This is a genomic window from Aliihoeflea sp. PC F10.4 (assembly GCF_054612275.1).
In genome coordinates this window covers 4,133,989-4,160,924 of record NZ_JBTSWH010000001.1, presented here as the reverse complement: position 1 = coordinate 4,160,924, position 26,936 = coordinate 4,133,989, and the positions used below count along the sequence as shown (strand labels likewise).

Annotated in this window: 32 protein-coding genes and 1 riboswitch; of the genes, 15 read left to right on the top strand and 17 right to left on the bottom strand. The window is 63.2% G+C overall.

What is annotated here, in order from left to right; genetic code table 11:
- The first annotated feature begins 6 nt into the window (after window positions 1–6).
- The 4 genes from thiB (at window position 7) to ACX82Z_RS20925 (ending at window position 4,999) form a co-directional block, all read left to right on the top strand.
- Window positions 7–1,011 carry a thiamine ABC transporter substrate binding subunit gene (gene thiB / locus ACX82Z_RS20940; protein ID WP_459591020.1) on the top strand — a complete coding sequence of 335 codons (1,005 nt, stop codon included), beginning with the start codon at window positions 7–9 and terminating at the stop codon, window positions 1,009–1,011.
- Window positions 987–2,606 carry a thiamine/thiamine pyrophosphate ABC transporter permease gene (gene thiP, locus ACX82Z_RS20935; RefSeq protein ID WP_459591019.1) on the top strand — a complete coding sequence of 540 codons (1,620 nt, stop codon included), beginning with the start codon at window positions 987–989 and terminating at the stop codon, window positions 2,604–2,606. Before thiB ends, thiP begins: the two co-directional genes overlap by 25 nt.
- Window positions 2,603–3,325, top strand: coding sequence for a thiamine ABC transporter ATP-binding protein (gene thiQ, locus ACX82Z_RS20930; RefSeq protein WP_459591018.1), 723 nt, complete (start codon window positions 2,603–2,605; stop codon window positions 3,323–3,325). The genes thiP and thiQ overlap by 4 nt, the downstream gene beginning before the upstream one ends.
- A 222-nt stretch (window positions 3,326–3,547) precedes the next feature.
- Window positions 3,548–4,999 (top strand): M48 family metalloprotease, encoded by a 1,452-nt coding sequence (locus tag ACX82Z_RS20925; protein WP_459911921.1) that lies wholly within the window; start codon window positions 3,548–3,550, stop codon window positions 4,997–4,999.
- Window positions 5,000–5,053: 54 nt separating this feature from the next.
- On the opposite strand, the gene pyk is transcribed toward ACX82Z_RS20925, so the two are convergent.
- Window positions 5,054–6,490, bottom strand: coding sequence for a pyruvate kinase (gene pyk, locus ACX82Z_RS20920; RefSeq protein ID WP_459591016.1), 1,437 nt, complete (start codon window positions 6,488–6,490; stop codon window positions 5,054–5,056).
- A complete protein-coding gene (locus tag ACX82Z_RS20915; RefSeq protein ID WP_459911919.1) occupies window positions 6,487–6,918 on the bottom strand; it encodes a DUF1036 domain-containing protein in 432 nt (143 codons plus the stop codon). Before ACX82Z_RS20915 ends, pyk begins: the two co-directional genes overlap by 4 nt.
- Before the next feature lie 313 nt (window positions 6,919–7,231).
- Between ACX82Z_RS20915 and ACX82Z_RS20910 the strand changes: the two genes are divergently transcribed.
- The 4 genes from ACX82Z_RS20910 (at window position 7,232) to ACX82Z_RS20895 (ending at window position 9,187) form a co-directional block, all read left to right on the top strand.
- Window positions 7,232–8,029, top strand: coding sequence for an N-formylglutamate amidohydrolase (locus tag ACX82Z_RS20910; protein WP_459591015.1), 798 nt, complete (start codon window positions 7,232–7,234; stop codon window positions 8,027–8,029).
- A 16-nt stretch (window positions 8,030–8,045) separates the two neighbouring features.
- The gene (locus ACX82Z_RS20905) at window positions 8,046–8,354 is read left to right on the top strand and encodes a DUF1244 domain-containing protein (RefSeq protein WP_459591014.1); all 309 of its coding nucleotides are present in this window, start codon (window positions 8,046–8,048) and stop codon (window positions 8,352–8,354) included.
- A 148-nt stretch (window positions 8,355–8,502) separates the two neighbouring features.
- Window positions 8,503–8,763 (top strand): DUF2312 domain-containing protein, encoded by a 261-nt coding sequence (locus ACX82Z_RS20900; RefSeq protein ID WP_459591013.1) that lies wholly within the window; start codon window positions 8,503–8,505, stop codon window positions 8,761–8,763.
- A gap of 73 nt (window positions 8,764–8,836) precedes the next feature.
- Window positions 8,837–9,187, top strand: coding sequence for a hypothetical protein (locus ACX82Z_RS20895; RefSeq protein WP_459591012.1), 351 nt, complete (start codon window positions 8,837–8,839; stop codon window positions 9,185–9,187).
- A 13-nt stretch (window positions 9,188–9,200) separates the two neighbouring features.
- Here ACX82Z_RS20895 and ppk2 read toward each other — a convergent pair whose 3' ends face one another.
- Window positions 9,201–10,106 carry a polyphosphate kinase 2 gene (gene ppk2, locus ACX82Z_RS20890; protein ID WP_459591011.1) on the bottom strand — a complete coding sequence of 302 codons (906 nt, stop codon included), beginning with the start codon at window positions 10,104–10,106 and terminating at the stop codon, window positions 9,201–9,203.
- A 123-nt stretch (window positions 10,107–10,229) separates the two neighbouring features.
- Window positions 10,230–10,436: riboswitch (cobalamin riboswitch) on the top strand.
- Window positions 10,437–10,544: 108 nt separating this feature from the next.
- On the opposite strand from ppk2, the gene ACX82Z_RS20885 reads away from it, so the two are divergent.
- Complete coding sequence (locus ACX82Z_RS20885) at window positions 10,545–10,796, top strand: hypothetical protein (RefSeq protein WP_459591010.1); 252 nt, start codon at window positions 10,545–10,547, stop codon at window positions 10,794–10,796.
- A gap of 18 nt (window positions 10,797–10,814) precedes the next feature.
- Entirely contained in the window at window positions 10,815–11,879 is a 1,065-nt protein-coding gene (locus tag ACX82Z_RS20880) for a homocysteine S-methyltransferase family protein (protein WP_459591009.1), read from the top strand.
- Window positions 11,880–11,921: 42 nt separating this feature from the next.
- On the opposite strand, the gene ACX82Z_RS20875 is transcribed toward ACX82Z_RS20880, so the two are convergent.
- The 7 genes from ACX82Z_RS20875 to ACX82Z_RS20845 all read right to left on the bottom strand — a co-directional run bounded on the left by ACX82Z_RS20875 (window position 11,922) and on the right by ACX82Z_RS20845 (window position 19,135).
- Complete coding sequence (locus ACX82Z_RS20875; RefSeq protein ID WP_459591008.1) at window positions 11,922–13,157, bottom strand: hypothetical protein; 1,236 nt, start codon at window positions 13,155–13,157, stop codon at window positions 11,922–11,924.
- A 146-nt stretch (window positions 13,158–13,303) separates the two neighbouring features.
- Window positions 13,304–14,326, bottom strand: a complete 1,023-nt coding sequence (locus ACX82Z_RS20870) for a TerC family protein (protein WP_459591007.1) — start codon at window positions 14,324–14,326, stop codon at window positions 13,304–13,306.
- Between the two features lie 149 nt (window positions 14,327–14,475).
- Complete coding sequence (locus ACX82Z_RS20865; RefSeq protein WP_459591006.1) at window positions 14,476–16,596, bottom strand: EAL domain-containing protein; 2,121 nt, start codon at window positions 16,594–16,596, stop codon at window positions 14,476–14,478.
- Window positions 16,597–16,669: 73 nt separating this feature from the next.
- A complete protein-coding gene (locus ACX82Z_RS20860) occupies window positions 16,670–17,731 on the bottom strand; it encodes an alpha/beta fold hydrolase (RefSeq protein ID WP_459591005.1) in 1,062 nt (353 codons plus the stop codon).
- Window positions 17,732–17,762: 31 nt separating this feature from the next.
- On the bottom strand, window positions 17,763–18,347 hold the full coding sequence (locus ACX82Z_RS20855; protein ID WP_459911917.1) for a tetratricopeptide repeat protein: 585 nt from the start codon (window positions 18,345–18,347) through the stop codon (window positions 17,763–17,765).
- Between the two features lie 125 nt (window positions 18,348–18,472).
- A complete protein-coding gene (gene ykgO, locus ACX82Z_RS20850) occupies window positions 18,473–18,598 on the bottom strand; it encodes a type B 50S ribosomal protein L36 (protein WP_159589347.1) in 126 nt (41 codons plus the stop codon).
- Window positions 18,599–18,739: 141 nt separating this feature from the next.
- On the bottom strand, window positions 18,740–19,135 hold the full coding sequence (locus tag ACX82Z_RS20845) for a RidA family protein (RefSeq protein ID WP_459591004.1): 396 nt from the start codon (window positions 19,133–19,135) through the stop codon (window positions 18,740–18,742).
- A gap of 154 nt (window positions 19,136–19,289) precedes the next feature.
- Between ACX82Z_RS20845 and ACX82Z_RS20840 the strand changes: the two genes are divergently transcribed.
- Window positions 19,290–19,913, top strand: coding sequence for a TetR/AcrR family transcriptional regulator (locus ACX82Z_RS20840; RefSeq protein ID WP_459591003.1), 624 nt, complete (start codon window positions 19,290–19,292; stop codon window positions 19,911–19,913).
- On the opposite strand, the gene ACX82Z_RS20835 is transcribed toward ACX82Z_RS20840, so the two are convergent.
- From ACX82Z_RS20835 to ACX82Z_RS20825, 3 genes are read right to left on the bottom strand one after another with little or no spacing between them, the layout of a single operon-like run.
- The gene (locus ACX82Z_RS20835) at window positions 19,899–20,978 is read right to left on the bottom strand and encodes a 5-(carboxyamino)imidazole ribonucleotide synthase (RefSeq protein WP_459591002.1); all 1,080 of its coding nucleotides are present in this window, start codon (window positions 20,976–20,978) and stop codon (window positions 19,899–19,901) included. The genes ACX82Z_RS20840 and ACX82Z_RS20835 overlap by 15 nt on opposite strands.
- The gene (gene purE, locus ACX82Z_RS20830; protein WP_459591001.1) at window positions 20,975–21,472 is read right to left on the bottom strand and encodes a 5-(carboxyamino)imidazole ribonucleotide mutase; all 498 of its coding nucleotides are present in this window, start codon (window positions 21,470–21,472) and stop codon (window positions 20,975–20,977) included. Before purE ends, ACX82Z_RS20835 begins: the two co-directional genes overlap by 4 nt.
- Window positions 21,473–21,496: 24 nt before the next feature.
- Window positions 21,497–21,700, bottom strand: coding sequence for a YdcH family protein (locus ACX82Z_RS20825; protein ID WP_459911915.1), 204 nt, complete (start codon window positions 21,698–21,700; stop codon window positions 21,497–21,499).
- 226 nt (window positions 21,701–21,926) lie between these two features.
- Here ACX82Z_RS20825 and ACX82Z_RS20820 point away from each other — a divergent pair, with 226 nt between their 5' ends.
- Window positions 21,927–22,106, top strand: a complete 180-nt coding sequence (locus ACX82Z_RS20820; RefSeq protein ID WP_459591000.1) for a YdcH family protein — start codon at window positions 21,927–21,929, stop codon at window positions 22,104–22,106.
- 79 nt (window positions 22,107–22,185) lie between these two features.
- Here the strand turns inward: ACX82Z_RS20820 and ACX82Z_RS20815 are convergent, their stop codons facing one another.
- The 3 genes from ACX82Z_RS20815 to ACX82Z_RS20805 form a co-directional block, all read right to left on the bottom strand.
- Window positions 22,186–22,449 carry an ArsR/SmtB family transcription factor gene (locus ACX82Z_RS20815; protein WP_459590999.1) on the bottom strand — a complete coding sequence of 88 codons (264 nt, stop codon included), beginning with the start codon at window positions 22,447–22,449 and terminating at the stop codon, window positions 22,186–22,188.
- The gene (locus ACX82Z_RS20810) at window positions 22,446–23,720 is read right to left on the bottom strand and encodes an MFS transporter (protein ID WP_459590998.1); all 1,275 of its coding nucleotides are present in this window, start codon (window positions 23,718–23,720) and stop codon (window positions 22,446–22,448) included. Before ACX82Z_RS20810 ends, ACX82Z_RS20815 begins: the two co-directional genes overlap by 4 nt.
- Window positions 23,721–23,833: 113 nt before the next feature.
- Window positions 23,834–24,028: a DUF1192 domain-containing protein gene (locus ACX82Z_RS20805; RefSeq protein WP_459590997.1), complete on the bottom strand. Its 195-nt coding sequence runs from the start codon at window positions 24,026–24,028 to the stop codon at window positions 23,834–23,836.
- An 81-nt stretch (window positions 24,029–24,109) separates the two neighbouring features.
- Between ACX82Z_RS20805 and ACX82Z_RS20800 the strand changes: the two genes are divergently transcribed.
- Window positions 24,110–25,114 (top strand): NAD(P)H-quinone oxidoreductase, encoded by a 1,005-nt coding sequence (locus ACX82Z_RS20800; RefSeq protein ID WP_459590996.1) that lies wholly within the window; start codon window positions 24,110–24,112, stop codon window positions 25,112–25,114.
- 101 nt (window positions 25,115–25,215) lie between these two features.
- On the opposite strand, the gene ACX82Z_RS20795 is transcribed toward ACX82Z_RS20800, so the two are convergent.
- Entirely contained in the window at window positions 25,216–25,635 is a 420-nt protein-coding gene (locus ACX82Z_RS20795; protein ID WP_459590995.1) for an SH3 domain-containing protein, read from the bottom strand.
- A 147-nt stretch (window positions 25,636–25,782) separates the two neighbouring features.
- Between ACX82Z_RS20795 and ACX82Z_RS20790 the strand changes: the two genes are divergently transcribed.
- Window positions 25,783–26,103 carry a hypothetical protein gene (locus ACX82Z_RS20790; protein ID WP_459590994.1) on the top strand — a complete coding sequence of 107 codons (321 nt, stop codon included), beginning with the start codon at window positions 25,783–25,785 and terminating at the stop codon, window positions 26,101–26,103.
- Between the two features lie 87 nt (window positions 26,104–26,190).
- Window positions 26,191–26,919: a L,D-transpeptidase gene (locus tag ACX82Z_RS20785; protein WP_459590993.1), complete on the top strand. Its 729-nt coding sequence runs from the start codon at window positions 26,191–26,193 to the stop codon at window positions 26,917–26,919.
- Window positions 26,920–26,936: the final 17 nt, after the last annotated feature.

The following is a 26,936-nucleotide window of genomic DNA, read 5'->3' as shown; positions in this document are numbered from 1 at the left end:
GAGGCAATGATGATCTCGTCCCGTATAGTCGCAACCGCGCTTTTTGCATCCGCTGCCGCCCTGCCGGCTGCCGCGCAGGAAACGCTGACCGTCTACACCTATGACAGCTTCACAGCAGAATGGGGGCCGGGCCCGCTCGTCAAGCAGGCGTTCGAGGCCGAATGCGGCTGCACGCTGAATTTCGTCGCAGCCGCCGACGGGGTCGCACTCCTGAACCGCCTGAAGCTCGAAGGCGAAAACACCGATGCCGATATCGTGCTCGGCCTCGACACCAATCTGACCTTCGAGGCGCAGGAAAGCGGCCTTTTTGCCCCGCACGGCATCTCGCTGGAGACCGTCACCGTACCGCATGGCTGGAACGACGACATCTTCGTGCCGTTCGACTACGGATATTTCGCCTTCGTCTACGATTCCGAGGTGATCGACACTCCGCCAGCAAGCTTCGCAGAACTGCTGGACGGCGACCCGGAAACGAAGATCGTCATTCAGGACCCGCGCACCTCGACGCCCGGTCTTGGCCTGCTCCTCTGGGTCAAGGCGATCTATGGCGACGAATCGCAGGAAGCGTGGGAGAAATTGTCGGAACGCGTTCTGACAGTCACGCCGGGCTGGAGCGAGGCCTACGGACTGTTCACCTCCGGCGAGGCACCGATGGTTCTGTCCTATACGACATCGCCCGCCTATCATCAGATATCCGAGCGCACGAACCGCTATCAGGCGGCGATCTTTGAAGAAGGGCATTATCTTCAGGTCGAGGTTGCAGCCGCGACGGTGGGCGGCGCGCAAAATCCGCTGACCGCGCAGTTCCTCGAATTCATGACCGGCCCCGGCTTTCAGGACGCGATTCCCGAGCACAACTGGATGTTCCCGGCCGGCCCCACCTCCGAACCGCTCAATCCCGTTTTCGAAGACGCCGTCGCGCCGGAAGACGCACTGCAATTGCCGGCTGAGGAAATCGCGGAAAACCGCAGCGCCTGGATCGATGAATGGCTCTCCGTCATGAGCCGCTGAGAGGCGCGGTCGCGGCGGGCACCATTGCACTCGCTGCGCTTGCCCTCATCGTCGGCGGTGCGTTTGTCGGGCTGATAATCGAGGGTGCGCGGGACCCGTCGGGCGCGCTGTCCGCATTCGATCCCTATCTACTGCGTGTCGCACGCTTCACGCTCTGGCAGGCGATCCTTTCCACCGCGGTCTCGGTCCTGCCTGCGATCCTCGTTGCGCGCGCATTATCGCGCCGGCCCGATTTCTCCGGCCGCCGTCTGCTGCTCGCCCTTTTCGCGGTGCCGCTCGCTTTGCCGGCCATCGTCGCCGCGCTCGGTGTGCTGGCGCTGCTCGGCCGTGCGGGGCTTCTTGCCGAGACACTGACGTCGCTCACCGGCGCGCGCTGGCAGGGAATTTACGGCCTGTCGGGTATTCTCGTCGCGCACGCCTTCTTCAACCTACCGCTCGCGACCCGGCTTTTGCTCGCTGCCCTCGACACGGTACCGAACGACCGCTGGCGGCTGGCGAGCCAGCTCGGCCTCGGGTCCTGGGCGACGTTTCGCATCGTCGAATGGCCGGTCCTGCGCGCCGCGTTGCCGGGCGTCGCCGGCCTCGTCTTCATGTTGTGCGTGACCTCCTTCACCATCGTCCTGATCCTTGGCGGCGGCCCGCGCGCTACAACGCTCGAAGTCGCGATCTATCAGGCGTTGCGCTTCGACTTCGCGCCAGCCCGCGCCGTCGCGCTCGTCGCGGTGCAGATCGCGCTGACCCTCGCCATAGTCGTCGCGCTAAAGCGCATCGGAGCGGACCTTGCGCCCGATACGGCCATCGGCATGACCGCGCGTCGACCGCGCTCGCGCGCGTGGTCCGGCAAGATCGCGGATGCCGTGCCCATCCTCGCCGCAATCGTCTTCGTCGCAGCCCCGATGGCGACCGTGATCATTTCCGGCCTGCGCGCCGATCTTCTTCGGCTCGCTGCCGATCCGGCTGTCCATGCCGCGACCTTGACCAGCCTGCGCCTTGCAGCATTCGCGGCCTGCTTCACGCTCGTGCTTTCGCTCTGCCTCGTGCGCGCCCGTCAGCGGCTGGAAATTCGCCGCGCAGGTCGCCGGCCCGGCCTTCTGGAACGTGCGATGGATACGGGCGCAGGCTTCGTGCTCGTCATCCCGCCCATCGTCGTCGGCGCTGGCTGGTTCATCCTTCTGCGCAACACCGGCAACGTTCTCCTCTACGCCGCGCCGATGGTCGTCGCGGTTAATACCGTAATGGCGCTGCCCTTCGCGCTGCGCATCCTGCGTCCGGCACATGACGCGGCAGCCGCACGCTACGACCGGCTCGCCGCCTCGCTCGGCATGAGCGCTTTCGATCGCGCACGCCTCGTCGACTGGCCGCTTTTGCGCCGTCCGCTCTTTACCGCCTTCGCCTTCGCGATGGCCCTGTCGCTCGGCGATCTCGGCGTCATCGCCCTTTTCGGGTCGGATGCCGTGCAGACACTGCCCTATCTTCTTCTGTCGCGCATGGGCGCATACCGCACCGAGGACGCGGCCGGCATCGCGCTTTTCTTAGCCCTCCTGACGCTGATACTGATGCTGGCTTCCGAATGTGCGGGACGCAGGCAAAGATGACGAACGCACTCGAACTTCACGATATCCGCTTCGCCTATCCGGGCGGCAGCGAAATGGCGTTCGATTTTTCCGTTCCGGCCGGCGAGATCGTCGGACTTTTAGGCGCGAGCGGCTCGGGCAAGTCGACGCTTCTGCATCTCGTTGCCGGTTTCGAGGAACCGCAGGACGGTACGATCCGCATCGGCGGGCAGGATGTGACGCGGATCGACCCGGCCAAACGCCCCGTCTCGATGGTCTTTCAGGAGAACAATCTCTTTCACCACCTCACCGTCGCAGACAATGTCGGGCTTGGCCGTTCGCCCGCGCTGCGGCTGACAGAAGCGGACCGCGCCGATATCGCTCAAGCGCTTGCCGATGTCGGCCTCGCCGGCAAGGAGGATCGACGGCCAGACGCCCTGTCCGGCGGCGAGCGTCAACGCACCGCGCTCGCCCGCGCACTCGTGCGTCGCCATCCGCTGCTGCTTCTCGACGAACCCTTCGCTTCGCTCGGTCCCGCGCTTCGCAGCGAAATGATCGAACTCGTCCGCAAGCTGCACGCACGTTCCGGCATGACGATCGTCTTCGTCACCCATGCGCCGGAGGATGCCCGCGCATTGGCCGACCGAATCATCTTCCTCGAAAACGGCCGCGTCGCCGCCGATGGGCCGGTCGAATCGTTCTACGGGCCGGACGCGCCCGCCGCGTTCGCGAACTATGTCGGACGTTCGCCTTTTGTTTGACGGAAACGAACCGCGCAATTGCCCGGTTAAGACCACATTCGCGATGCACAGAGCATCGTGAGCGAAGAGGGGCACTTGTCTTTCGATAAGGATTCTGGTGTGTGCGGGAAATCCCGCAACCTTGAACGCGACCATATGTCGTAACGTGGGGAGGCCGAACTGGCCGCAGAACCGATCGAGATTGACCGCAACCGTCGCGCCGGGCCGAAAGGCTACGGGCGGCTGGCGATCGCGCTCCTTCTGGCGAGCGCGCTCACCTCCTGTCAGGCTTTCGACAGCGCATCCCTGTCCGAGGACGCATTTCGTCCGTCCGCAAATCCGGTTACGGTCGATTCGGTCACACGCGACGACCGCATGGCAGCGATCGCGCGTGAACAGCATCCGCGCATCCTTGCGACCTATGGCGGCGAATATTCCGATCCGAAGCTCGAACGGTCGATCGCGCGCATCATCGGCTCGTTGACGCTCGATCCGGACAATCCGAACCAGACCTACCAGATCACGATTCTGAACTCTCCCAACATCAACGCCTTCGCGCTGCCGGGCGGCTTCCTCTATGTGACGCGCGGGCTTCTGGCGCTCGCCAACGATTCGGCAGAAGTCGCCGCTGTCGTCGCGCACGAAATGGCGCATGTCACCGCCAATCACGGCATTGCGCGCCAGCAGCGTGAGGCCGAGGAGGTGCTCGCTTCGCGCGTCGTCTCCGATGTCCTGGGCGGCGGTTCTGGCGGGCAGGTTGCGCTCATCCGGGGCAAATTGCGTCTGGCCCAGTTCTCGCGCAATCAGGAACTGGAAGCCGATGCGATCGGCATCCGGTCGATCGGCCGTGCCGGCTACGATCCTTATGCGGCCGCACGCTTCCTGCAGGCGATGGCCGCCTATTCGGAGTCGCGGACCGTCTCGTCCTCGGCCAACCCCAATCTCGATTTTCTGGCGAGCCACCCCAACCCGCCGCAGCGGATCGATCTGGCCATGCGCCATGCGCGCCAGTTTGGCCAGCCCGGCACTGGCAACCGCGACCGAGACGCCTTCCTCGACGGTGTGGACGGCATGCTTTTCGGCGACACGCCCGAAGAAGGTTTCGTTCGCGGCACGCGTTTCATTCACCCGGTGCTCGGCATCAGCTTCGACGTACCGCAGGGTTTCGTCATCGACAATTCGGCCGCTGCCGTGACAGCTTCGGGTCCGGGCGACATGGCCGTGCGCTTCGACGGCGTGACCGTAGAGCAGCGCCAGTCGCTCAGCGACTATATCCGCTCCGGCTGGGTCGCCGGCCTCGATCCGGCCTCGGTGCGCACGACCACGATCAATGGTAACGAGGCCGTCAACGCGCAGGCCCGCGCCGAAGGTTGGCAGTTCGACGTGACGCTGATCCGCTCGGGACGTCAGGTCTATCGCCTTTTGACGGCTACGCCGCTCGCATCCAACGATCTTCAAAGGGTCGCGCAGTCGGTCTCCGGCAGCTTCCGCACTCTGTCAGCCGCCGACAGGGCGCAGATACGACCGCTGCGCATCCGCGTCGTCACGGTCGGGGCGGGTGACACGGTTGCATCGATGGCGAACCGCATGGTCGGTACGGATCGCCCGCAGGACCTCTTCCGGCTCCTCAACGGCCTTGGCCCCGGTGCCAGCCTGTCGGTCGGCAGCCGGGTCAAGATCGTCTCCGACAGGTAGGTTATTCGACCCGTTCGGAAGCGTACATCCACCAAACGTGACGCTGACGCGTCCTTAAAGCCCGCCCTTGCCGCCCGAGCCGATATAGGCGATGCGCAGCATATTGGTCGCGCCGGGCGTTCTCAGTGGCACGCCGGCCGTGATGATGACCCGATCGCCAGCATTCCCGAACCCTTCGCGATGCGCGATCCGGCAAGCCCGGTCCACCACGTCGTCGAGATCGTTGGCGTCTTCCGTCACCACGCAATGTGTGCCCCACAGGATCGACAGCCGCCGTGCGGTTTCGATAACCGGCGACAGCGCGATGATGGAAACCTGCGGACGCTCGCGTGCAACGCGCAGGCCGGTCGTGCCTGACCCGGTGTAACAGATGATGGCAGAGAGATTGAGCGTATCGGCGATCTGCCGCGCGGCGAGCGCAATGGCGTCCGGTCCGGTCGCGTCCGGCTCGGTGCGCTGCGCGTTGATGATGCCGGGATAGAGCGGGTCGCGCTCGACCTGCACGGCGATCGAATTCATCGTCGCGACGGCCTCGACCGGATATTGGCCGGCAGCCGATTCGGCCGACAGCATGACGGCGTCCGCACCTTCGAAAACCGCGATCGACACGTCGGACACTTCGGCGCGTGTCGGCACCGGTGCGGAGATCATCGATTCCAGCATCTGCGTGGCGACGACCACCGGCTTGCCGGCGCGGCGAGCGGCGCGCGTGATCTGCTTTTGAATGCCCGGAACGGCCTCGAGCGGCATCTCGACGCCCAGATCGCCGCGCGCGACCATCAGCGCGTCCGACAATTCGATGATCTCGGCCAGCCGCGCGACGGCCTGCGGCTTCTCGATCTTCGACATGATGGCGGCACGCCCGCGCGCGATCTTGCGTACTTCGGCGATGTCGTCAGGCCGCTGCACGAAGGACAGGGCGACCCAGTCGACGCCTGTCGCCAGAACCGCGTCGAGATCCTTGCGGTCCTTTTCCGTCAGCGCACCGACCGGCAGTTCGGTGTCCGGCAGCGAAACGCCCTTGCGGTCGGAAATCTTGGAGCCCGCGACGACGACGCAGCGCACTGTTTTGCCGTCCGTTTCCTCGACCTTCAGCGTCAGGCGGCCGTCATCGATCAGGAGCCGATGCCCCGCCTGCACGGACGCGAGGATTTCAGGGTGCGGCAGGTTCACGCGATGCAAATCGCCCGGGGCCGGATCGGCGTCGAGCGTGAAGCTCTGACCGATTTCCAGCATCTCGGCGCCGTTGGCGAACTTGCCCACGCGCAGCTTCGGCCCCTGAAGGTCGGCAAGAATGCCGATCGGCCGGCCGACCTCGCTTTCGACCTTGCGCAGGCGCGCGACCAGCGTGCGCATCAATTCATGGCTCGAATGGCTCATATTGATGCGAAAGACGTCCGCGCCTGCATCGAAGAGCCTGCGGATCATCGGCTCCTCGGAAGAAGCCGGACCGAGGGTTGCGAGGATCTTGACCTTGCGGCTGCGTTTCATTGGGATTCGCCCGGTGTGGAGCCGTTCATAGGCGTGGAACCATTCATGGGTGCGCCATTCATGTGCGGTGTCGAGCTGTCTTCCGGCTCGTCGGTAAGCTGGACCATCCAGCTCGATTGCTCGCGCGTGTCGTATTCCTGAAAGCCGGCGCGCTGAAAGCCGCGCGGAACGCAATCGCCGGGGCCGGAAATCTTGAACTCACGCTCGGCCACGCACATGTTGATCGCCCCTTCCCAGCGCCCGCCGCGTTGGGCATCCTCGGCGTAGAGATAATAATAGCGCGAGGCGAGCGCGCCCTCGATCAGCGTGCGGCAGCTCGACGCCTCGATATGCCACCAGCCTTCCGTGACCCAGCCGGCCTGCGCGCGATAGCCGATCGCCACCCCGACGAGGCTTTGCGTGGCGTTGCAGACGCGAAAATCGGCCATGGCGGGAACGGCCGTCGCGCCGAGCCCCAGCGCCGCGAGAAAGCCGATAAGAGATGCACGCCGTCGCAGGCGTCCGGCGGCGGCATAAAGCGGGCACATGAGGTGTGAAATCAGCATGGTTTCAACCTTTTCGGCAATCGTCCGGGCCTTGTCAACGCGTCCTCGCGCCGAAGCAAATCGATTTAAGGAAGCCCGCCCCGAATCGACCGGCAGACCCTTGATCGCGATCTTGTCGCATGGATGACATTGCATGGGCCTTGCGTCCATGACACATGAAAGAAGCGCCAGCCATACCATACGGATCAGACTTTCCATGACGCGAACCGCCCTTTTCAATCCCGTCGAGCTTGTCGAGGGTGACCGGACGCGCGGCATGGTGCTTGTCGCGGACCATGCGCGCAACGCGCTGCCGGACGAATATGGCGACCTTGGCCTGCCGGCAGACGAATTCACCCGCCACATCGCCTATGACATTGGCGTCGAGGCGATGACGCGCGCTCTGGCCGCAAAGCTTTCAGCTCCGGCCGTTATGGCGACATGGTCGCGGCTCCTGATCGACCCGAACCGGGGCGAGGACGATCCGACGCTGATCCGCCAGCTTTACGACGGCACGATCGTTCCGGCGAACTATCCGATGAGCCCGGACGAAAGAGAGACACGGCTGAGCCGGTTCTACCGGCCCTATCACGACGAGGTCGCGGCGATGATCGCCTCCGTCGCGGCGGCGGGCGAAGGCACGCCCTTCATCGTTTCGGTCCATTCGTTCACTCCCACGATGCAGGGCCGTCCTCGTCCGTGGGAGATCGGCATTTTGTGGGATTCGGACCCGCGCGCCGTCGAGCCGATGCTGGAAGCGCTGCGCGCCGATCCGGCGCTGACGGTCGGCGACAACGAACCTTATGACGGTGCGCTGCGTGGCGACACCATGTTCCGCCACGCCATCGTCAACGGCTATGCGCATCTCCTGATCGAAATCCGGCAGGATCTGATCGCAGACGACGAAGGCGTCGCAGAATGGACCGATCGCCTCGCGCCAATCCTTGAAGCGATCAATGCGCGCCCCGACATTCATGTCGCGAAACAATTCGGCTCGCGCACCGGTCCATTTTGAACTGATGGAGGAAATCATGACCGACCTCGACGACGCGCAGAAACAGGCGCTTGAAGCCGCCGCGTTCCGCCGACTGGTGGCGCATCTGCGCGAACGTACCGACGTTCAGAACATCGACCTGATGAATCTTGCCGGCTTTTGCCGCAACTGCCTGTCCAACTGGTATCGCGAAGCCGCCGAAGCGGACGGCATCGCGATGACCAAGGACCAGTCGCGCGAGATCGTCTACGGCATGCCCTATGCCGAGTGGCAGGCGAAGCACCAGACGGACGCAAGCACGTCACAAAAGGCCGCTTTCGAAGCGTCTCGTCCAAAAGACCATTGACCGGCCTGCCCGGCTGGGGCAACCAAGCGCCGATCCTTTTCCGGGGCGTCGTCGCGAGTCGCGGCCGCACCGGAAATACCCGCCTGTTTCAGGTCGCGCCAGCCGCGTCCATCCCATAAGGCATCATACGATTGAACGGAATTTGACGATGGCAGACGAAGTTTCGGACAGCACGCACGAAGTCGCAGCAGGACAGTTGCGCTCCTTTATCGAACGCATCGAGCGCCTCGAAGAAGAAAAGAAGGCGCTCGCGGACGACATCAAGGAAGTCTACGCCGAAGCCAAAGGCACAGGCTTCGATACCGGCGCGATCCGCCAGTTGATCCGCATCCGCAAGCAGGATGCGTCGGAGCGCCAGGAAGCCGAAGCGATCCTCGATCTCTACATGAACGCGCTCGGCATGGCCTGAGCCACCACTCCCTGAAAGCAGGCGGGCCGAACTGCCTTACGCGTTCGGTGCCGCAGGCTTCGGAAAATCGATCATGTCCCCCGGATCACCCTCGATAGGCATGCGCGTGCTGACCGCACTCGCCGCGAGCTTGTTCCTTGCGGCTCCCGCGCTTGCCCAGGAGCCTGCCCTTTCCGAATGGCAGATCACCAAATGTGAGGTTTATACCGAGGCGTTCGAGGACGCGTCGGCCAGCGACGCAGATAACCTCAGCCAGTCCTTTATCGACGAGAACGAAGCCTTCATCGCGCAAGGATGCGTCGAGCGCGTGGCCGTGTGTCCACGCACGCAGGCCGATCTCGACATCGCCAACATATTGACGATCGCCGCGATGAATGCCGGCACGGCCAGCACCTTTCTTCCGTTCGCCTGCACGGACGGCTGACGACGCGAAAGCGTCACCGATCCGTCAGGAAATCCTGTCCCTGACCGAGGATCAGCGGGTCGGGTTCGGCAACCACGTTTTCGTCCCTGCCGTCATAGTCGAAACGCCCGAGAATATGGCGCATCACCGAAATCCGCGCGCGTCTCTTGTCGTTCGCGCGCACGATCGTCCAAGGCGCATGTGCCGTATGCGTCCGCTCGATCATCTGGCTGCGCGCTTTGGTGTATTCGTCCCATTTGCTCATGCCCTGAACGTCGATCGGCGAAAATTTCCACGTCTTGAGCGGATCATGCACGCGGTCATGGAAGCGCTTGAGCTGCATCTCGCGGCCGATATTCAGCCAGAACTTGAAAAGATGAATCCCCTCATCGACGATCATCCGCTCGAAATCGGGCGCGTCGCCGAGAAAGGTCTCATGCTGCTTCGGCGTACAGAACCCCATCACGGGCTCGACCACGCCGCGATTGTACCAGGAGCGGTCGAAGCTAACGAACTCGCCGCTGGTGGGGAAATGCTCGACATAGCGCTGGAAGTACCATTGCCCGCACTCCGTCTCGGTCGGCTTCGGCAAAGCCACGTTACGGGACGAGCGCGGGTTCATGTACTGGCGCAAGACAAAGATCGTGCCGCCCTTGCCGGCCGCGTCGCGCCCTTCGAACAGCGCGATCACCCGCTCGCCTTTGGTCTGCATCCAGTATTGCAGCTTCACGAGTTCTTCCTGAAGCGCTTCCAGTTCGGCTTTGTAAGCCTTCCGAACCATCTTTTCGGAATAGGGGTAGTCGCCCGAGCCGAGCGCGTCAGACGCGATCCAGTCGGGCAGCTTCGGATTTTCGATATCGAACGAGCGCTTGCGCCCGTCGAAGTCGATCTCGATCGGTTTGACCTTCTCGCGGCCGTAACTGGTCTTCTTTGCGGGCATGCGGCAGGTTCTCCGGTTGCATCGACGAATGCTAGTCCATCGCACCGAAAAGAAAAGCCGCCCGCCTCTCGGGCGCAATGACCGCGCCCGATTTTATCGCTTTCCTCCGCCCGCCATCCATGCTCATTTGTCGGCGTTCGAGGTGCCCTTGGCCCGCAAGGTCGAAGGGATAATTGGGAAGCCGGTTTGATGCCGGCGCTGCCCCCGCAACGGTAACGAAACTCGTTTTCCGACGAAAGCCACTGGGTCGAAGACCCGGGAAGGCGTCGGAAAGGTCTCTCGATGAGACGGCTTCGAAGCCCGGAAACCAGCCTTGATCAAATGAAACCGACTGATCGCGGTGGGCGATCGGAAGAGACACGCGACCGTGCGGCCTCTCGCCTGCCGGTCGTCACCCTTCCGTCTTCCGCCGGTTTGGTCCTCGAATGAGGCAACGGCATGGACGACGACTTCCCGCGCATCGATACCAGAATTCATCCACGCCGATCACAGGGAGCGGGACACGTCACGCCCGAAACCGTCTTCCTGCAATGGCTCCTGTCGCTGCCGGCGGGCACGCCTGTCGACGCTGCCGCTCAAAGGCAGATCGACATGATCGACACCCGCGCAACGAACCATCCGGACGCTACGCGCCTTCGCGAGCTTTTCGCTGCGGCGGCCGGCGAGCCGCCCCGTCCCATCCTCAACTGATCGATCGGAGATTTACTCATGGCTACAAGAACCGAACCCGCCCCGCACAAGCAGGGATTGCTCGAACGGCTTGCTGCCGGTCCTGTCATCTGCGCGGAAGGCTATCTGTTTGAACTCGAACGGCGCGGCTATCTCCAAGCTGGGCCTTTCGTTCCCGAAGTAGTGCTGGAGCACCCCGAGGCGGTCACGCGCCTGCACGAGGACTTCGTTCATGCCGGCAGCGACGTCGTCGAAGCCTTCACCTATTACGCTCATCGCCAGAAGCTGAAGGTGATCGGTCGCGAGGACAGTCTTGAGACGATCAATCGTCAGGCGCTTCGTATTGCCAAGGATGTCGCCGACCGCAACGGCTGCCTGATGGCCGGCAATATCTGCAACACCAACGCCTATGAGGCCGCAGACGCTTCGACGCACAACGCGGTGCGTGCCATGTTCGAAGAGCAGATCGGCTGGGCGGTCGAGGAAGGGGCCGATTTTCTCATCGCCGAGACCATCGACTGGCTGGGCGAAGCCGAGATCGCGCTCGACGTGATGAAGAAGACCGGCCTGCCCACTGTCGTGACGCTTTCGGTCCACCGCGAGGAAAAGATGTTCGACGGCGCGTCCATCGTGGAGGCGTGCAAGCGGCTCGAAGCGGCCGGCGCCGATGTCGTCGGCCTCAACTGCCAACGCGGCCCGAAGACGCTGATGCCCGTCGTCCGCAAAGTGCGCGAGGCCGTCTCGTGCCACGTCGCGGCGCTGCCCGTGCCCTATCGCACGACGGATGCCGAGCCGACCTTCCAGTCGCTGACCGACCGGGCCTGCTCATGCATTCCCGCCGATCGCCCGTTCCCGACGGCGCTCGATCCGTTTACCTGCAACCGTTACGAATGCGCCGAATTCGCCCGCGAAGCCTATGATGCGGGCGTGCACTATATCGGGCTTTGCTGCGGGGCCGCCCCGCACCACATCCGGGCAGTCGCAGAGGCGCTCGGCCGAACCGTTCCGGCGAGCCGCTATTCTCCCGACATGTCCAAGCACGCCTTCTTCGGAACCGACGCGGCGATCCCCGATGCCTATCGCGGCAGACAGAAAGTAATCTAGGTCAGATGGCGGCCCGCCGGTGAAGGCGGGCCGCCCGCTTACTCATTCGTGGTCATGTGTCGCGCCGGACCCGCCCACGGCAACGATCGTGTAGGGCACGCCTTCGATTTCGATCGTGCCGGTTTCCTCCAGTGTTTGCGTCGAGATCAACCGGACGATGCCCTCGCGCGGATCGGTGATCGCAATCGACTCGCCCGCAACAGCCAGACGCGGGCGCGGATCGCGCCAGTGGCCATCCATCGAATAGGCATCCGTCACCGCCACGCTTTGCTCGATCTTGCCCGAGACGACATCGACGAGATGCAGCCTGCCGTCTTCGGTGAGCACATAGGCATTGCGAGGCTGTGCGGGATCGAGCGCGAAATCGACCCGGCGCATCGGCAGGTCGATTTTTGTGAATTGCGTTTCATCGCCCGGCTCGATGACGACAATTGCCGACGGGCCGTAATTTCCGAGGAAGTAGCTCATCGCCGTTCCGCCCTTCAGAGTCGAGACGTTGCCCTCGCCGAGATCGGCAGTCGGTATATGCTTCAGCGCCGGCGCTTCGCCGCCGGAGCCCGGTGACGCGATGACGATCCCGTCGCGGCAGCCGAAGGCGAAGATGCGCGCCGACTGCGCCTGCCCGTGAACGCCGGGGCAGGCGACGACGTCGCCAACATCGTTCCCCTCCCGGTCGATCACCTTCAGCCCGACCCGTGGCTCGTCGGGATTTTCATGCGGCACGGAGACGACGAGATAATCGCCCATCGGCGCGGCGAGCCCATGATGGGCGGAACCCGGCTGGAGAACGCGCGGTTCGAAACGCCCGCCCAGCACATCGCTTTCGGCAAAAAGCGAAACGTCACCTGACCCGTCGTCGAAAAGCGCGATCGTCCCCGAGCCCTCGACCACATGCGCAGGCTTCGTGCCTCCGATCTCGGTATCGAGCAGCTTCGCGTCCTCGACCTTCAGATCGGCATGGTCGCCATGGTCCTCGAAGGTGATGCCGGTGTCGATCACGGCCACCTTGCCGGCGTCGCCCTGAACGGCGAACACCACGCGACCGCTTTCGCTTCGCGTCAGCGCCGGTGTCTGCTCGATTTCGAAAACACCGGCGGGTGAACCGTCAATGTCGAAAGCGCGCACGACGCCTTCGGCGTGATCTCCGATGAACAGCCGATAATGCGCGTCGTGCGGCTCGTTCGCCATCGCCGGAATTGAATGACCGACATTTAGCGCGAGTGCGCCGATTGCGGCGGACAGCGCGAGAATGCATGTCTGATTTGAAATCGAAATCATGAAGTGCTCCGTTAATTGAACGGTACGTAATAACATAACGTTTTTGAACGGCAATGGTGTGTCGATGAAAATGACCTCGGCCCGGAAACGAAACGGGGCGCCCATTAAGGACGCCCCGCCACATATCGGTCATGAATTTGCGAGTGCTACTGCTCGCCTGTCGGCGAGGCGTGCTTTTGCGCTTCGACCGGATCGGGTTCCTCGCCGCGTGTGGCGAACAGCGAGGCGACGACGCCAATAGCCAGGATCGTGAAGGTAACGCCGAGCGAGATCGTCGGCGGAATCTTTTCGATACCCATGATGCCGGCCGCGAACACCTTGCCGCCGATGAAGATCAGCACGGCCGATAGCGCGTATTTCAGGTAGACGAAGCGGTGAGCCATGGCCGAGAGCGCGAAATAGAGCGCGCGCAGGCCGAGGATCGCGAAGATGTTCGACGTGTAGACGATATAGGGATCGGTCGTGATGGCGAAGATCGCCGGCACGGAATCGACTGCGAAGATCACGTCGGCGATCTCGATCAGCACAAGCGCCATCAGGAGCGGCGTGATGTAGAGCACCTCCTTGCCCGTCTTCGGGTCGGGCAGGCGGACGGTGAAGCGAGAGCCGTGAAAATCCTCCGTGACGCGGAAGCGTCGACGCATGAACCGGATCAGCGGATTGTCGCCGATCGGCTTTTCCTCGTCGGAGGAAAACAGCATCTTGATGCCGGTGATGATCAGGAAACCGGCGAAGATGTAGAGCACCCACTCGAAATTGGTCACGATCGCCGCGCCTGCGCCAATCATGATGCCGCGCAGCAGGATGACGCCGAGAATGCCCCAGAAGAGCACGCGGTACTGATAGATGCGCGGCACCGCGAAATAGGAGAAGATCAGCGCGATGACGAAGACATTGTCCATCGCCAGCGTCTTTTCGACGAGAAAGCCGGTCACATAGTTGAGCCCGGCCTCGTCGCCGAGTTGCCACCACACGAAGCCGCCGAAGGCGAGACCGAGTGCGATGTAGAAGCCTGAAAGCGCGAAGCTTTCCTTCACGCCGATTTCGCGGTCGTCCCTGTGCAGGACGCCCAGATCGAAGGCCAGAAGCGCGATGACGACGGTGATGAAGCCGAGCCACATCCAGGCCGGTTTGCCGAGCCAGTCGGCAAAAAGAAACGCGAATTCCATCGGAAGATATCCCTCTCACGGCCGGCAGGCGACATCGGGATAACGGTCCGACATCACAAGAGAGCCGGCGCTCTTGCCAGAGGGGCCCGGACCAACGGGACGGCGACAATAATGGGGCGTCGGGCCCGCCTTTTCAAGACCTCGAAGGACTATCCTTCGGCTGAAATGGCTTCGATCCGCCCGACGATAGCCTCCAGCGGCTCCGGCCGGTGCAGGAAAAAGCCCTGCCCATATTCGATGCCGAGTTCCGCCAGGAGTTCGAGCGTTTGTTCGTCCTCGATCTTTTCGGCCACGACGACAAGGTTGGCTGCATGCGCCACGTCGCGGATCGAGCGGACGATCGCCTGGTCGAAGGTCGAGCCGGTCAGATTTTCGATGAAGGTGCCGGTGATCTTGATACTGTCGACGGGAAAACGCCGCAGATAATCGAACGAACTCAAACCGGACCCGAAATCGTCGAGGCTGACGAGACAACCACGTTCACGCGCGGCATGAAGGAACCGCTCCGCCGTCTGAAAATTGGTCACGGCAGCCGTTTCGGTTATTTCGAAAACGAGGTTGCGGTGCGCGGCTTTCGAGGTGGTCACTTCGCGGTCGATGAAATCCCACAAGCCCGGATCGCTCAGGGTCTGCGCCGAAAGATTGATGCCAAGCACGAGGCCCGCCGGCCCGTTCATCACGTGCCCGAAGCGCTGAAGCGCATCGCGCACGATCCAGCGGTCGAGACGGGCGGCCATGCCGAAGCGCTCGGCAGCGGGAATGAAGACGCCGGGCGGGATCAGACGGCCGTCCCTGCCCTCCAGCCGCGACAGGACCTCGTAGCGATGCGACGGGCTGCGCGGGTGAACGATCATCTGAATTTGCTGCGCGTAGAGCCTGACGCGATGTTCTTCCATCGCGTCGACCGTTTCGGAAACGATGCGCGCAGCCGTCAGGCCCGATGTCGCGCCTTCGTTGCCTTCGCCGAACGCGACGCAGCGATTGCGGCCGGACGCCTTTGCGGCGTAGCAGGCATCGTCGGCACGTGCCAGCGCGTCGGCCGGCGAGATGCCTTTTTCCGCGATCACGGCATAGCCGATGCTGGCGCCCAGCTTCGTCGCCTCGCTCATGTCGCCGAAATTTTCCGCGGCGATGCGCGCAAGTATGCGTTCGGCCAGATGCGCGGGATCGAACCCGCCCGTAAGTGGCGCGATGAATGCGAACTCGTCCCCGCCAAGACGCGCCGATACGCCGCCCGCTGGCATTTCGCCCGAGATGATGGCTCCGATTTTCGCTAATGCCCTATCGCCGGCGGCATGGCCGGCAACGTCGTTCAGGGCCTTGAAGTAATCGAGATCGAGATAGTAGACGATCACGGGCTTGGAACGCGCCGCACCGACCGCGCTTTTCAGTTCGCCGTCGAAGGCGGCGCGGTTCAAAAGACCCGTCAGCGTGTCGTGCCGCGCCGCATAGGCCAGCCGCTCCTCGCGCTCATGCTCTTCGGTAACGTCCCGCGTGGTGCCGACGAACTGGCCCTTGCTCCCGAATTCGGGCACGAAGCGCGTCAGCGTCTCCAGATGCCGCAGCGCCTTGTCCTTGCGGATGATGCGATAGCGCATCTTGAGCGTTTCGCCCGCACGCTTAGTGGTCAGATGCTCACCGGCCATCGCCCGTTCACGGTCGTCCGGATGAAGATGGGACTGCCATCGCTCCATCGGCACTTCCGACACGGATGGCCTGTAGCCGAAAATCTCGTGCGTGCGCGCGTCCCAGAAACTCTTTTCCCGGGCGACATCGTGATGCCATACCCCGGTTTCACTCGCCGCGAGCGCGAGGCGAAAACGTGCGTTGAGCTGCACGAGACGGTCCTCGGTATCCCTGCGCCGGGTGATGTCGCTGTGAACGCCGACGAGGCGCACGGCCTTTCCCGCCGCATCGCGCTCGATGATCCCGCCACGATTGAGTACCCAGATCCAGCGCCCCTCCTTGTGACGCATCCGCAGTTCCGTCTCGATGCGCGGCGTGCGCCCGGCGATGTGACGCTCGACGCTTGCGATGGCCGCTTCCCGATCATCGGGATGCGTCAGTTCGATGCGCAGGGCCGGGTCGTCGGAAAGGTCATGCTGCTCATAGCCGAGCATCCTTGCCCAGCCGGGCGAGTAATAGCAGGTGCCGGCCTGCATATCCCAGTCCCACACACCAAGGCGCACGCGTTCCAGCGCTCGCGCCCATACGCCTTCGCGCCTTGCATCAGTCCCGTTTTCAGCATTCATCGTCGTCGTCGATTTCATTGTCGGGCGCATCGCTTCACCCGTTCGCGGGACACTTTTTCCCACGCTTGGACCGAAAGCCAGAAAAAAACGGTTAAACAGCCGGCGCCTGCGGCGGGGACGGCTGCGCGCATATGTCGAGATTGAAGGCGTCGTTTGCGATGCGATCCTCGACGAGAAGCGACAAGGCGTCGATATCGATGTCAAGGCCGGCGACACGCTCGATCGCGGCCACAGTCAGTTCTGGTGCCACCCAATCGGGCTTGTGGCCCAGATTACGCACCCAGACCCCCTCGGCTCCGGGAATGTCGCGGATCAGCCCGGCAGCGTGAATTTCCTCGTAGACGACCGTATCGCGGTCGCCGGAAATGACGATCGTCGGCGCGGCGATATCGCCGTAGCGCGGCGCGGCCGCAAGCGTGTGTTCGTAAAGCCCGGCAACGTCGACGGCGTTCGCCCGAAAGGCGGATGGCCGCAAGACCAGCGGTATGCCGGCGTCTTGAAGATAGGTCGGCGAAAGCGCGTTGGGTGAAAAGACGCAGGCCGAGGCGTCGCGCATGCGCGACCAGCCTGCCGGCAGCGTCAGCGTTTGGGAAAACAGCCGCCCGACGACAGGCCGCGCCGCCAGCGTATAATACCAGGACGTATCCGCGCCCGGCCATGGGTGGCTGGCCGGTGCGAGAAAAACGAGGCCGGCGACTTTTTGCGGATGATCGAGCGCCAGCGCCGCCGTCACCGCCGCACCGAAGGAATGGCCGACGATGATGGCGCGTTCGATCCCCATTTCATCCATCAGTGCGGCGATCGTGGCGGCTTGCGCGAACGGGGTCTCGTTGTTGCCCGGTCCGCGTGCCGACCATCCATGTCCGGGACGATCGAGGAACAACAACTCGGCGCGACCTTCCAGCCGCCCACGCACCGGGATCATCGCATCGAGCAGATTGGCGCTCGCGCCGTGGATGAAGACGATGGGCGGCAAATCCGCGTCCGGCCCCGCCGGTAGATGAACATGATGAAGCCGCGTGTCGTTGACGGTCGCGAAGGTGCCGACCGGCGGATATTTGCGCTCGATCAGCCAGACGCCAACGCGGGTGACGCCGACGAAAACGAGCAGCAGCGCGAGAAGAAAGGCGGCGGCAGCCGTCAAAAGGTTCATTCCGGCCCTAGCCCGGTCGCAGGACGTATCGTCAGATGCCCTGCCCCGCCAGTTCGTCGGAAAGCGTCCCGACCCTGTCCTGCGCCCTGCGCATCATCGGATAGACGTCGAGTACGCGTTCATAGGCATGCAACGCGCTTTGCTTGCGCCCACCCTGCTCCAGAATGCGCGCCATGCCGGATAGCGCGCCAAAATGGCGCGGCTCCAGCCGCAGCGTCCGGTCGATATCGGCCATCGACATCGCATAATTGTCCATCATGAAATGCACGGTCGCGCGCCGGTTCCAGCCTTCCGCATAATCCGGCGACAAGGTGACGACCTGATCGAGAAAGTCGAGCGCGACGTCGAATTTTCGCGCCTGCATCGCCTCGCCCGACCATTGCATCATCAAGTCTATGGAACGGCTGCCCGACCGCGCCCATTCCCGCTCGATCCGACCCGCAATGCGCGCCGCCGCCTGTTCGTTGCCGCTGCGCTTCAGTTCGGCGAAAAGCCCATCGAGAACCGCGCCTGCCGTTGGCTCCTGCTCAGGCGTTGCGGCACGAACGGCATCTTCGGCCTGTGCTGAACCGGCCAGAAGAAAAATCGCAAGCGCGCATGACAAAACGTTCCGCATGTGCGCCATGGTAGGCGCGCCATGCGGAACGTCAAATTGAAATCTGCGTGACAGTCGGCCCAAAAGCCGTCGATCCGGTTTCGCGGCCGAAAACGCTCACGCGCTTCAGCCGGAACTGTGTTGGATCAGCCCTGACGCGCCTTGAAGCGCGGGTTGGACTTGTTGATGATGTAGATGCGGCCCTTGCGGCGCACGAGGCGGTTTTCGCGGTGACGGCCCTTGAGCGCCTTGAGCGAGTTCTTGATCTTCATCGGTCTGCCCGTTTTTCTTCTTGCCCTTCAACGGGCGCCAAACGACAAGGACGCGCCACAGGGCGCGCCCGAATTTGTTGGCTGGCTCTTACCGGACCTGCCCCGCGCATGTCAACCGGACTCGCGCCGTATCGACGCTGTTCAGGCCGTCGGAATACGCGCGATCACCTTGATCTCGAAATCGAAACCGGCAAGCCAGTTTACGCCGATCGCGGTCCAGTTCGGGTAAGGCGCTTCTGGGAACACCTCGTTCTTGACCTTCAAGACCGTCTCGAACTGGTTTTCGGGGTCGGTGTGAAAGCAGGTTACATCCACGATGTCGTCGATCGAAGCGCCGCCGGCATCGAGCACGGCTTTCATGTTGCTGAACGCCTTTCGCACCTGCGTTTCGAAATCCGGTTCCGGCGAGCCATCCTGCCGGCTACCGACCTGCCCGGAAACGAACAGGAGATCGCCGGACTGGATCGCGGCGGAATAACGATGCTTTTCGTAAAGGTCGCTGCGATCGGCAGGAAAAACGGTTTTGCGTTTGGTCATGATCTTCGTTCCTTCTTCAACGGCCGATGACGGATTGCATATTTCGGGGTTCAAAATCCGCATTGGCGATTTATATACGTTGCGTATGTGAAACTAGTAGCATACGATCCGTATGTCAATCCGCATACGTAGCGTATATGAAAGAAGGCTCGCCATGCCGCCGAAACCTCGTGCCGAAACGATGGCTTATAACCGCGCAAAGCTGCTTGTCGCAGCAAGGCTGGCGTTCGCCGCAAAAGGCTTCGCCGGCGCATCGATGGACGATTTCACGGCGCAGGCCGGTCTGACGCGCGGCGCGCTCTATCACAATTTCGGCGACAAGAAGGGCCTCTTCGCTGCGGTCGTCGCCGAAGTCGATGGCGAGATGGCCAAGCGCGCGCAGGAGGTCGGCGCGGCGGCGGGCGATGGCTGGAACGCGCTTTTGGCGGAGGGCGAAGCCTATATCGAAATGGCGCTCGTTCCCGAAATCCGCCGGATCGTTCTTCTCGACGGTCCCGCCGTTCTGGGCGATCCCTCGCAATGGCCGAGCCAGAACGCATGTCTGGACGTGACCCGGCAAGCGGTCGCGCAGCTGATAATAGATGGCGTCATGGTCGAGGTCGATGTTGAGGCGGCGGCGCGCCTTCTCAGCGGCGCGGCGATGAACGCCGCGTTGTGGGTGGCATCGAGCGAAGACCCGCACGCAGCCCTGCCAAGGGCCATCGACGCGTTTCGAAAAATGGCGTCGGGCTTTCTGGCCGCGCCATTGCCGGCTCGCGAGCCGTCAACTACGCGGTGAAATCCGCGTGAAATGGCCCATCTTCCGGCCGGGCCGTGCTTCGCTCTTTCCGTAAAGATGAAGAACGACGCCAGGCTCTCCAGCCAGTGTCTCGACCTGTTCGATGTCGTCGCCGATCAGGTTTTCCATTACGCAGTTCGAATGGCGCGCGCTGTTGCCCAGCGGCAGGCCGCTGATTGCGCGGATGTGCTGCTCGAACTGCGACACGGCGCAGGCGGCTTCCGTCCAGTGGCCGGAATTGTGGACGCGCGGCGCCATTTCGTTGGCGATCACCGAACCGTCGCCGAGAACAAAAAACTCGACGCCGATCACTCCGACATAGTCGAGCGCGTCGAGAACGTTGAACGTCGCTTCGCGCGCGGCGCCGAGCGTCTTCGGGCGCACCTTCGCCGGTACAGTCGACCGTTTCAGGATACCGCCCTGATGCACGTTTTCGGCCGCATCGAAGGCGACCTTCGCTCCCGTAAGGTCACGCGCCGCCACCACGGACAATTCACTTGCGAACGGCACGAAGCCTTCGAGGATCAGCGGAACGGAACCCATATTCTCGTAGACGCCGTGCGCCTGATCGCCACCCGCGTCGCGAAAGACCTTCTGGCCCTTGCCGTCATAGCCCATCCGGCGCGTCTTCAGGACGCCCGAGCCGCCGAAGGTCTGAAGCGCGCGCGAAAGATCGGTATTGCTGTCGATCGCCTTGTAGGGTGCCGTGGCGATGCCGGCATCGTTGAGGAACTGCTTCTCGATCAGGCGGTCCTGCGCCATTTCGAGCGCACGCGGCGGCGGGAAGACTGGATGGTCAGCCGCAAGGCTTTTCGCAGCCTCGACCGGCACGTTCTCGAATTCATAGGTGATGACGTCGCATTCGGAGCCCAGACGCGCCAGGCCGTGGGCGTCGTCATAGGCGGCGACGATCTGTTCGTTGGCGACCTGCGCTGCAGGGCAATCGCCCTGCGGATCGAGGATCACGGTGCGATAGCCGAGCTTCGCGGCCGCCATGGCGAGCATGCGGCCAAGCTGGCCCCCGCCGATGATGCCAATGGTCGAGCCTGATTTGAGCGCGCTCATGGCTCGTCCGTCGGCCGTTCGGCGACCGCGTCGCTCTGCTTTTGACGCCACGCATCAAGTCGGGTCGCCAGATCTTCATCGTAAAGCGCCAGCACGGCTGCGGCCAAAAGCGCGGCGTTGACGGCGCCCGCGCGACCGATGGCGAGCGTGCCGACCGGAATGCCGGCCGGCATCTGGACGATGGACAAAAGCGAATCCTGACCCGAAAGCGCCTTCGATTCGACCGGCACGCCGAAGACCGGCAGCGGTGTCAGGGCCGCCGCCATTCCAGGCAGATGCGCCGCGCCGCCTGCGCCTGCGATCACGACCTTGAAGCCTTCGCCCTTCGCACTCTTGGCGAAATCGTAGAGTCGCTCGGGCGTCCGGTGCGCCGAGACGATCCGCGCGTCGTAACCGAGGCCGAGCGCATCCAGCGTTTCGGCGGCGTGACGCATCGTGGCCCAGTCCGACTGGCTGCCCATGATGATGGCGATTTCAACTTTGGCTTGCGGCATGGAATCCGGTTCGATGTAACGCGCTCAGGCGATGATGTCGGGAATGATCCGATCTTCGAGCTTGGACAATTTGTCCTTCAGCGCAAGCTTCTTCTTCTTCATGCGCTGGATCTGGAGCGGGTCGCACCCGACCTCGATCATCGCATTGATCGCGGCATCGAAATCCGCGTGCTCCTGCTTGGTCCGGGCAAATTCGAGACGAATCTCCGCCTGATCCTGTTCCGACATCTTCACCGTCTGCTGAATGCGAGGCGCGCTCGCGAAGGCGGGCCGCGTCAGACGCGATCCTCGTGGGCGATTCATATCACATGTCGATTTGTCAGGAAATGCTACTACTGGGTGTTCGACAGCTTTTGCGAGTGATGGCACACTGTCATCGTGCTGTCATATCCGGTTCCGACCGGGAACCGGACGGCGAGCACGCGAACGAGGAACCAGGAAGGGAGAGCCCGGAATGTCTCTAGCGTCCCATTTACAGGAACTCCAGCGCAAACACGGCGATGTCGACAAGCAACTGGACGAGGTGATGGCGCATCCCTCGGCCGATCCGCTCGAGATCGCTTCATTGAAACGGCGGAAGCTGGCCCTGAAGGACGAAATGGAAAAAATCCGGTCGTATCCGACCAGGCACTAAACGCCGGGCTTTTGAGGGAAAGCCCATAGGGGACCTGCCGGTGGCGTTCGCGCCGCCGGCTTTGTTTTTTCGGGCTCGATCACCCCTCCCAGAACTGATCCAACCACAAATTGAGCTTGAGGAAGCCGGCGGGCTCGATCTCGTAGACCCGCTTTGTGCCTTCACTGGTGGCGAGAACGAGCCCCGCATCGAGCAGCGCCTTCAGATGCTGCGAAACCGCCGGGCGCGATATCGGCAAGCCGGCGGCAAGTTCGCCCACCGTCTTCGGACCGCGCCGCAACTCTTCCAGCAAATGCCGCCGCGTCGGGTCGGCGATCGCGGAAAAGGCGTCCGCTCCGCTCATGCGGCGTCCCGCCGCTCCGCGTCCTCACTCGTATCCTCGGTATCGCTGCGCGGATCGAGCAGCACCGCCTGCGGCGTGACGGCGCGCTCGGACGGCAAGGTCTTGAACGCCTCGCGTTCCTCGATCGGCACCGGCGCGCGGCGCGAGACGCGAAGCATGGTGTAGCCGGCCAGAACGAGATGCGGCAGGGCGGTCGCCAGGAACAGGCTTTCGGGGCGCAGATAGTCCATCAAAGGAGCGGCCACCATCGGCCCGATCATCGTTCCGAACCCGTAGAGCAGCAGCAGCCCGCCCGAAACCTTGACGAAATCCTCCGGGCTCGCATGGTCGTTGGCATGCGCGACGGCGATCGAATAGAGCGTATAGGCGAACATGCCGTAGGCGCCGGTCATCACGAGAACGACGATGCCGTTTCGCGGCGCGATCAAAAAGATCACCAGCGCGATCAATCCGCAGAAAGCCGATGCGCTCGCCAGCACGTAGCGCCGGTCGGTGCGGTCTGAAATCCGGCCGACCGGCATCTGCGCCAGCGCACCGGCAAGCACCACGAGGCTCATCATCAGCGCGATCTCGAAAGTGGTGATGCCGATTCGCGCGCCATAGACCGCGCCGAGCGTGCCCCACGCACCGTTCGCGATGCCCACGAGAAGGCACGCAGCCGAAGCCACCGGCGAGTTGCGGTACAGCCCTTTCAGGTCGAGCGAGACGCTTTGCAGCGGTTTCGGAGCCATAGCGGAGGAGATCGCGGTCGGGATCAGCGAGGCGCAGAACAGGATGCCCGCCATCATGAACAGGGACGCGTTGCCGATATCGGCGGACGCGACCACCATCTGTCCGGCCATGATCGAGGCGTAGGTCACCATCATGTAAAGACCGAAGATGCTGCCCCGGTTCTCGTTCGACGAGCGCTCGTTGAGCCAGCTCTCGATGACCATGAAGGCACCTGCCATCGCAAAGCCGGTGCAGGCACGAAGGATGATCCAGGCAACCTCGTTGATCCAGATGCCGGTCATCAGCGCGACGATGGAAGCGGTTGCCGCGAACGCGCCATAGGCACGTACGTGACCGACGCGCTGCACGAGATACGGCGCGCGATAGCAGCCCGCAACGAAACCGACGGCCCAGGCCGTGCCCAAAAGACCGAGCGAGGTGGTCGTAAATCCTTCCGCCTGCCCGCGCAGCGGCAGAACCAGCCCATGCAAACCTGAGCCGGAAAGCAGGAACGCCGTACCGAAAAGCAGCGAAAGGACGGGGCGGATGGACATGAACATCAAACGAATCTCTTGTGGTCGAGGCGGCGTCGCAGCGCCGGGACAATAGACCTATTACGACCTTTTGACGGCGCGGCTGCGACAGCGGCTGGGGAAAAACCGTCGTCTGCCGATCAGCTCGTCCTGAACAGCGCCTCCGCTGCCGATCGTGTGGAGCCCTTGTCGGCCATTTCGGCCTCCAACCGCGCGATCTCCACCTTCAGCGCCTCGACGCGCTCTGCAAGTTCGCCCACCGAAAGCAAAGACAGGTCCTGCCCGATCTCGTGTACTTTTTTCCGGCGCACCGGTTCGTCGTCGAAAGCGGCCATGGCGCATACTCCCGTTTGATCGTCGCCTCTTAAAGCTACATAAGGAGGCGGTTGCGATCAAACCCGCCAAAGGAGTCATGAATGAGCGTCGACCTGCCCGAAAAGATGACCGCTGTTGCCATCACCGAACCGGGCGGACCGCTTGTCCTGAAACCGGAACGCCGAGCGCTTCCCGAATTGCGCGAGGGCGAAATCCTGATCCGCGTACGCGCAGCCGGCGTCAATCGCCCGGACGTGCAGCAGCGGAAGGGCGCCTATCCGCCGCCGCCGGATGCGTCGGACCTGCCGGGGCTGGAAGCTGCCGGCGAGGTCGCGGCAGTCGGGCCGAACGTCAAACGCTGGCGTGTCGGCGATCAGGTGACGGCGCTGACGCCGGGCGGTGGCTATGCCGAATATTGCCGCGTCCACGAAACCAATGCGCTGCCGATCCCACACGGCTTCACCTCTACCGAGGCGGCGGCGATCCCCGAAACGTTCTTCACCGTCTGGAACAACGTCTTCCAGCGCGGCGAACTTCAGGAAGGCGAAACGCTTCTGGTTCATGGCGGCTCGTCCGGCATCGGCACGACGGCCATCCAGATCGCCTCGAAGCTGGGTGCGAAGGTGATCGTCACGGCCGGCTCGGCCGATAAATGCGAGGCCTGCGAAAAGCTCGGCGCGGCTCTGGCCATCAACTACCGTGAGACCGATTTCGTCGAGGCGGTGAAAGACTTTACCGACGGCAAGGGCGCGAACGTCATCCTCGACATGGTTGGCGGCTCCTATGTCGCGCGCAATTACGATGCCGCCGCCGTCGAAGGCCGCATCGTCCAGATCGCCACGATGGGCGGCGCGACGGGTGAAGCGAACTACGCCAAGCTGATGGTCAAGCGCCTGACGCATACCGGCTCGACTTTGCGCCCGCGCACCGTCGCGTTCAAGGCGAAGGTGGCGTCCGAACTGGAGTCACGCGTGTGGCCACTGCTTGCCGCGCGCGAGATCGCACCAGTCATGGACATGATATTCCCGTTGAAGGAAGCCTGGCGCGCACATGAGCGCATGGAAGAAGGCGACCACATCGGCAAGATCGTGCTCGACGTGGCGTGATCGCCATAGCCACGCGTGACCGACCATTCAATTGCTGACGCCGGGCTTGGAATCACCGAGCCCGACGCTTGCGTCACCCGTCCCTCGCACAACGCGCGTTCCTACTGCGTGACAGACCCCTCGCGCATATAGCGCACATACATCCAGCCTTCATGGTCGGCGGTTTTGACCAGATGCCAGTTGCCGTCGACCTGAACGGAATGGACCCGCGTGCCGGCGGGCGCTGTCCACACGATGTTGAAGCTCGACGCCGGCCCGCTGCGCATGCGCACATTCGCGGTGGTGTAGAATACCTCGCCCTCGATCTCCTGCGGCTCCTCGGCGACAGGCTCGGGCGTGACGGAAGCCGTTGATGAGGGCATGGACGAAGAGGCGAGCGGGGCGGCCTCCTCGATACCGGGCCGCTGCGTCACGGCCGCAACCTGTGGCGACAGCGCCTCGCGCTCCACAGGGGACCACCATCCCATTGCGATGGCGACCACGATGATGCTCAATCCGAACAAGGCCGATAGCGTACGCATGAAAGTCCATAAAGCTTTGGCAGTCCCTTCCTGCAACTGTAGCACGAATGCAACTGACAGGGTCTTAACATGACCGCGATTTCGTATTTCAGACGGCAAGGGACAGGCTGCACGATTCTCGCCACTTTCCGCTTCTAGCCGGAATTCATGTTTCGCCTGCGCCCCATCCTGTTCATTATCGCTTCCTGCCTGGTGCTTGTCGTGCCGGCGCAGGCCAGTGCGATGATGGAGGGCATCGGCCCCAAATGCCGTATGTTGCAGGAAAAGCTGATCGAGATGACCGGCGAGAGCCAGATTCCGGCCGATAGCGAGGCCGCCATCGCCGTTTGCGTCGGCATCCAGGCGATTACGCCGCGCGACACGGACCTTGGCGTCACGCCTTCAACCGAGAACCATGCTCCTTCGAGCCATACGCGGCTGGTCATCGCCAAGCGCCCTTCAGGCATCGAGCGCCCGCCGCAGGGCTGATCCTCTCCGCCCCTAACGGGCATCCACCTTCGACACTCCGATTGCGTGCCGTTCCATGGCACGACAGACTTTTATTTCGAGGCAACAATGACCGAACAAACCTCAGGCGACGGGCGCTTTCCTCCCGCGCGCATGAACCGCCGTTTTCTTCTTCTGGGGGCCGGCTCGCTGGCGCTTGCAGGCTGCATGTCGACGCCCGAGCCGCAGCCCGAACCCTTGCCGCCCCCACCGCCGGTCCGCCCGTCGATGTACGACGCACTGCCCGAGGAACAGTTCGACGTTCCCGCCGTCGACGTCTCCCAGATGGCGCCCGAATGGTGGCGCCGCGAAGTCGACTACGAAACCGACGAACGCCCCGGCACGCTCATCGTCGAGACCGGCGAGAAATATCTCTACCACGTCCGGCCGAACGGGCGCGCCATGCGCTACGGCATCGGCGTTGGGCGTGACGGTTTCTCGTGGCAGGGCCGCGCGATCATCGCATACAAGCGCGTGTGGCCGCGCTGGACGCCGCCGGATTCCATGGTCGCGCGCCAGCCTGAACTCGAACCCTATTCGATCGCCAATGGCGGTATGGCCCCGGGCCCAACGAACCCGATGGGCGCGCGCGGTCTCTACATCCACCAGAACGGCCGCGATACGATCTACCGCGTTCATGGCACGCACCAGCCATGGTCGATCGGCCGGTCGATCTCGTCGGGCTGCATCCGCCTGATCAATCAGGACATCATCCACCTCCATGCCAATGTGCGCGACGGCAGCGCCATCGTCGTGCGGCATGCCACGGCGCCCGATCTGATCGCAGTGGCGGGGTGATAAACTGACGCGGGAAG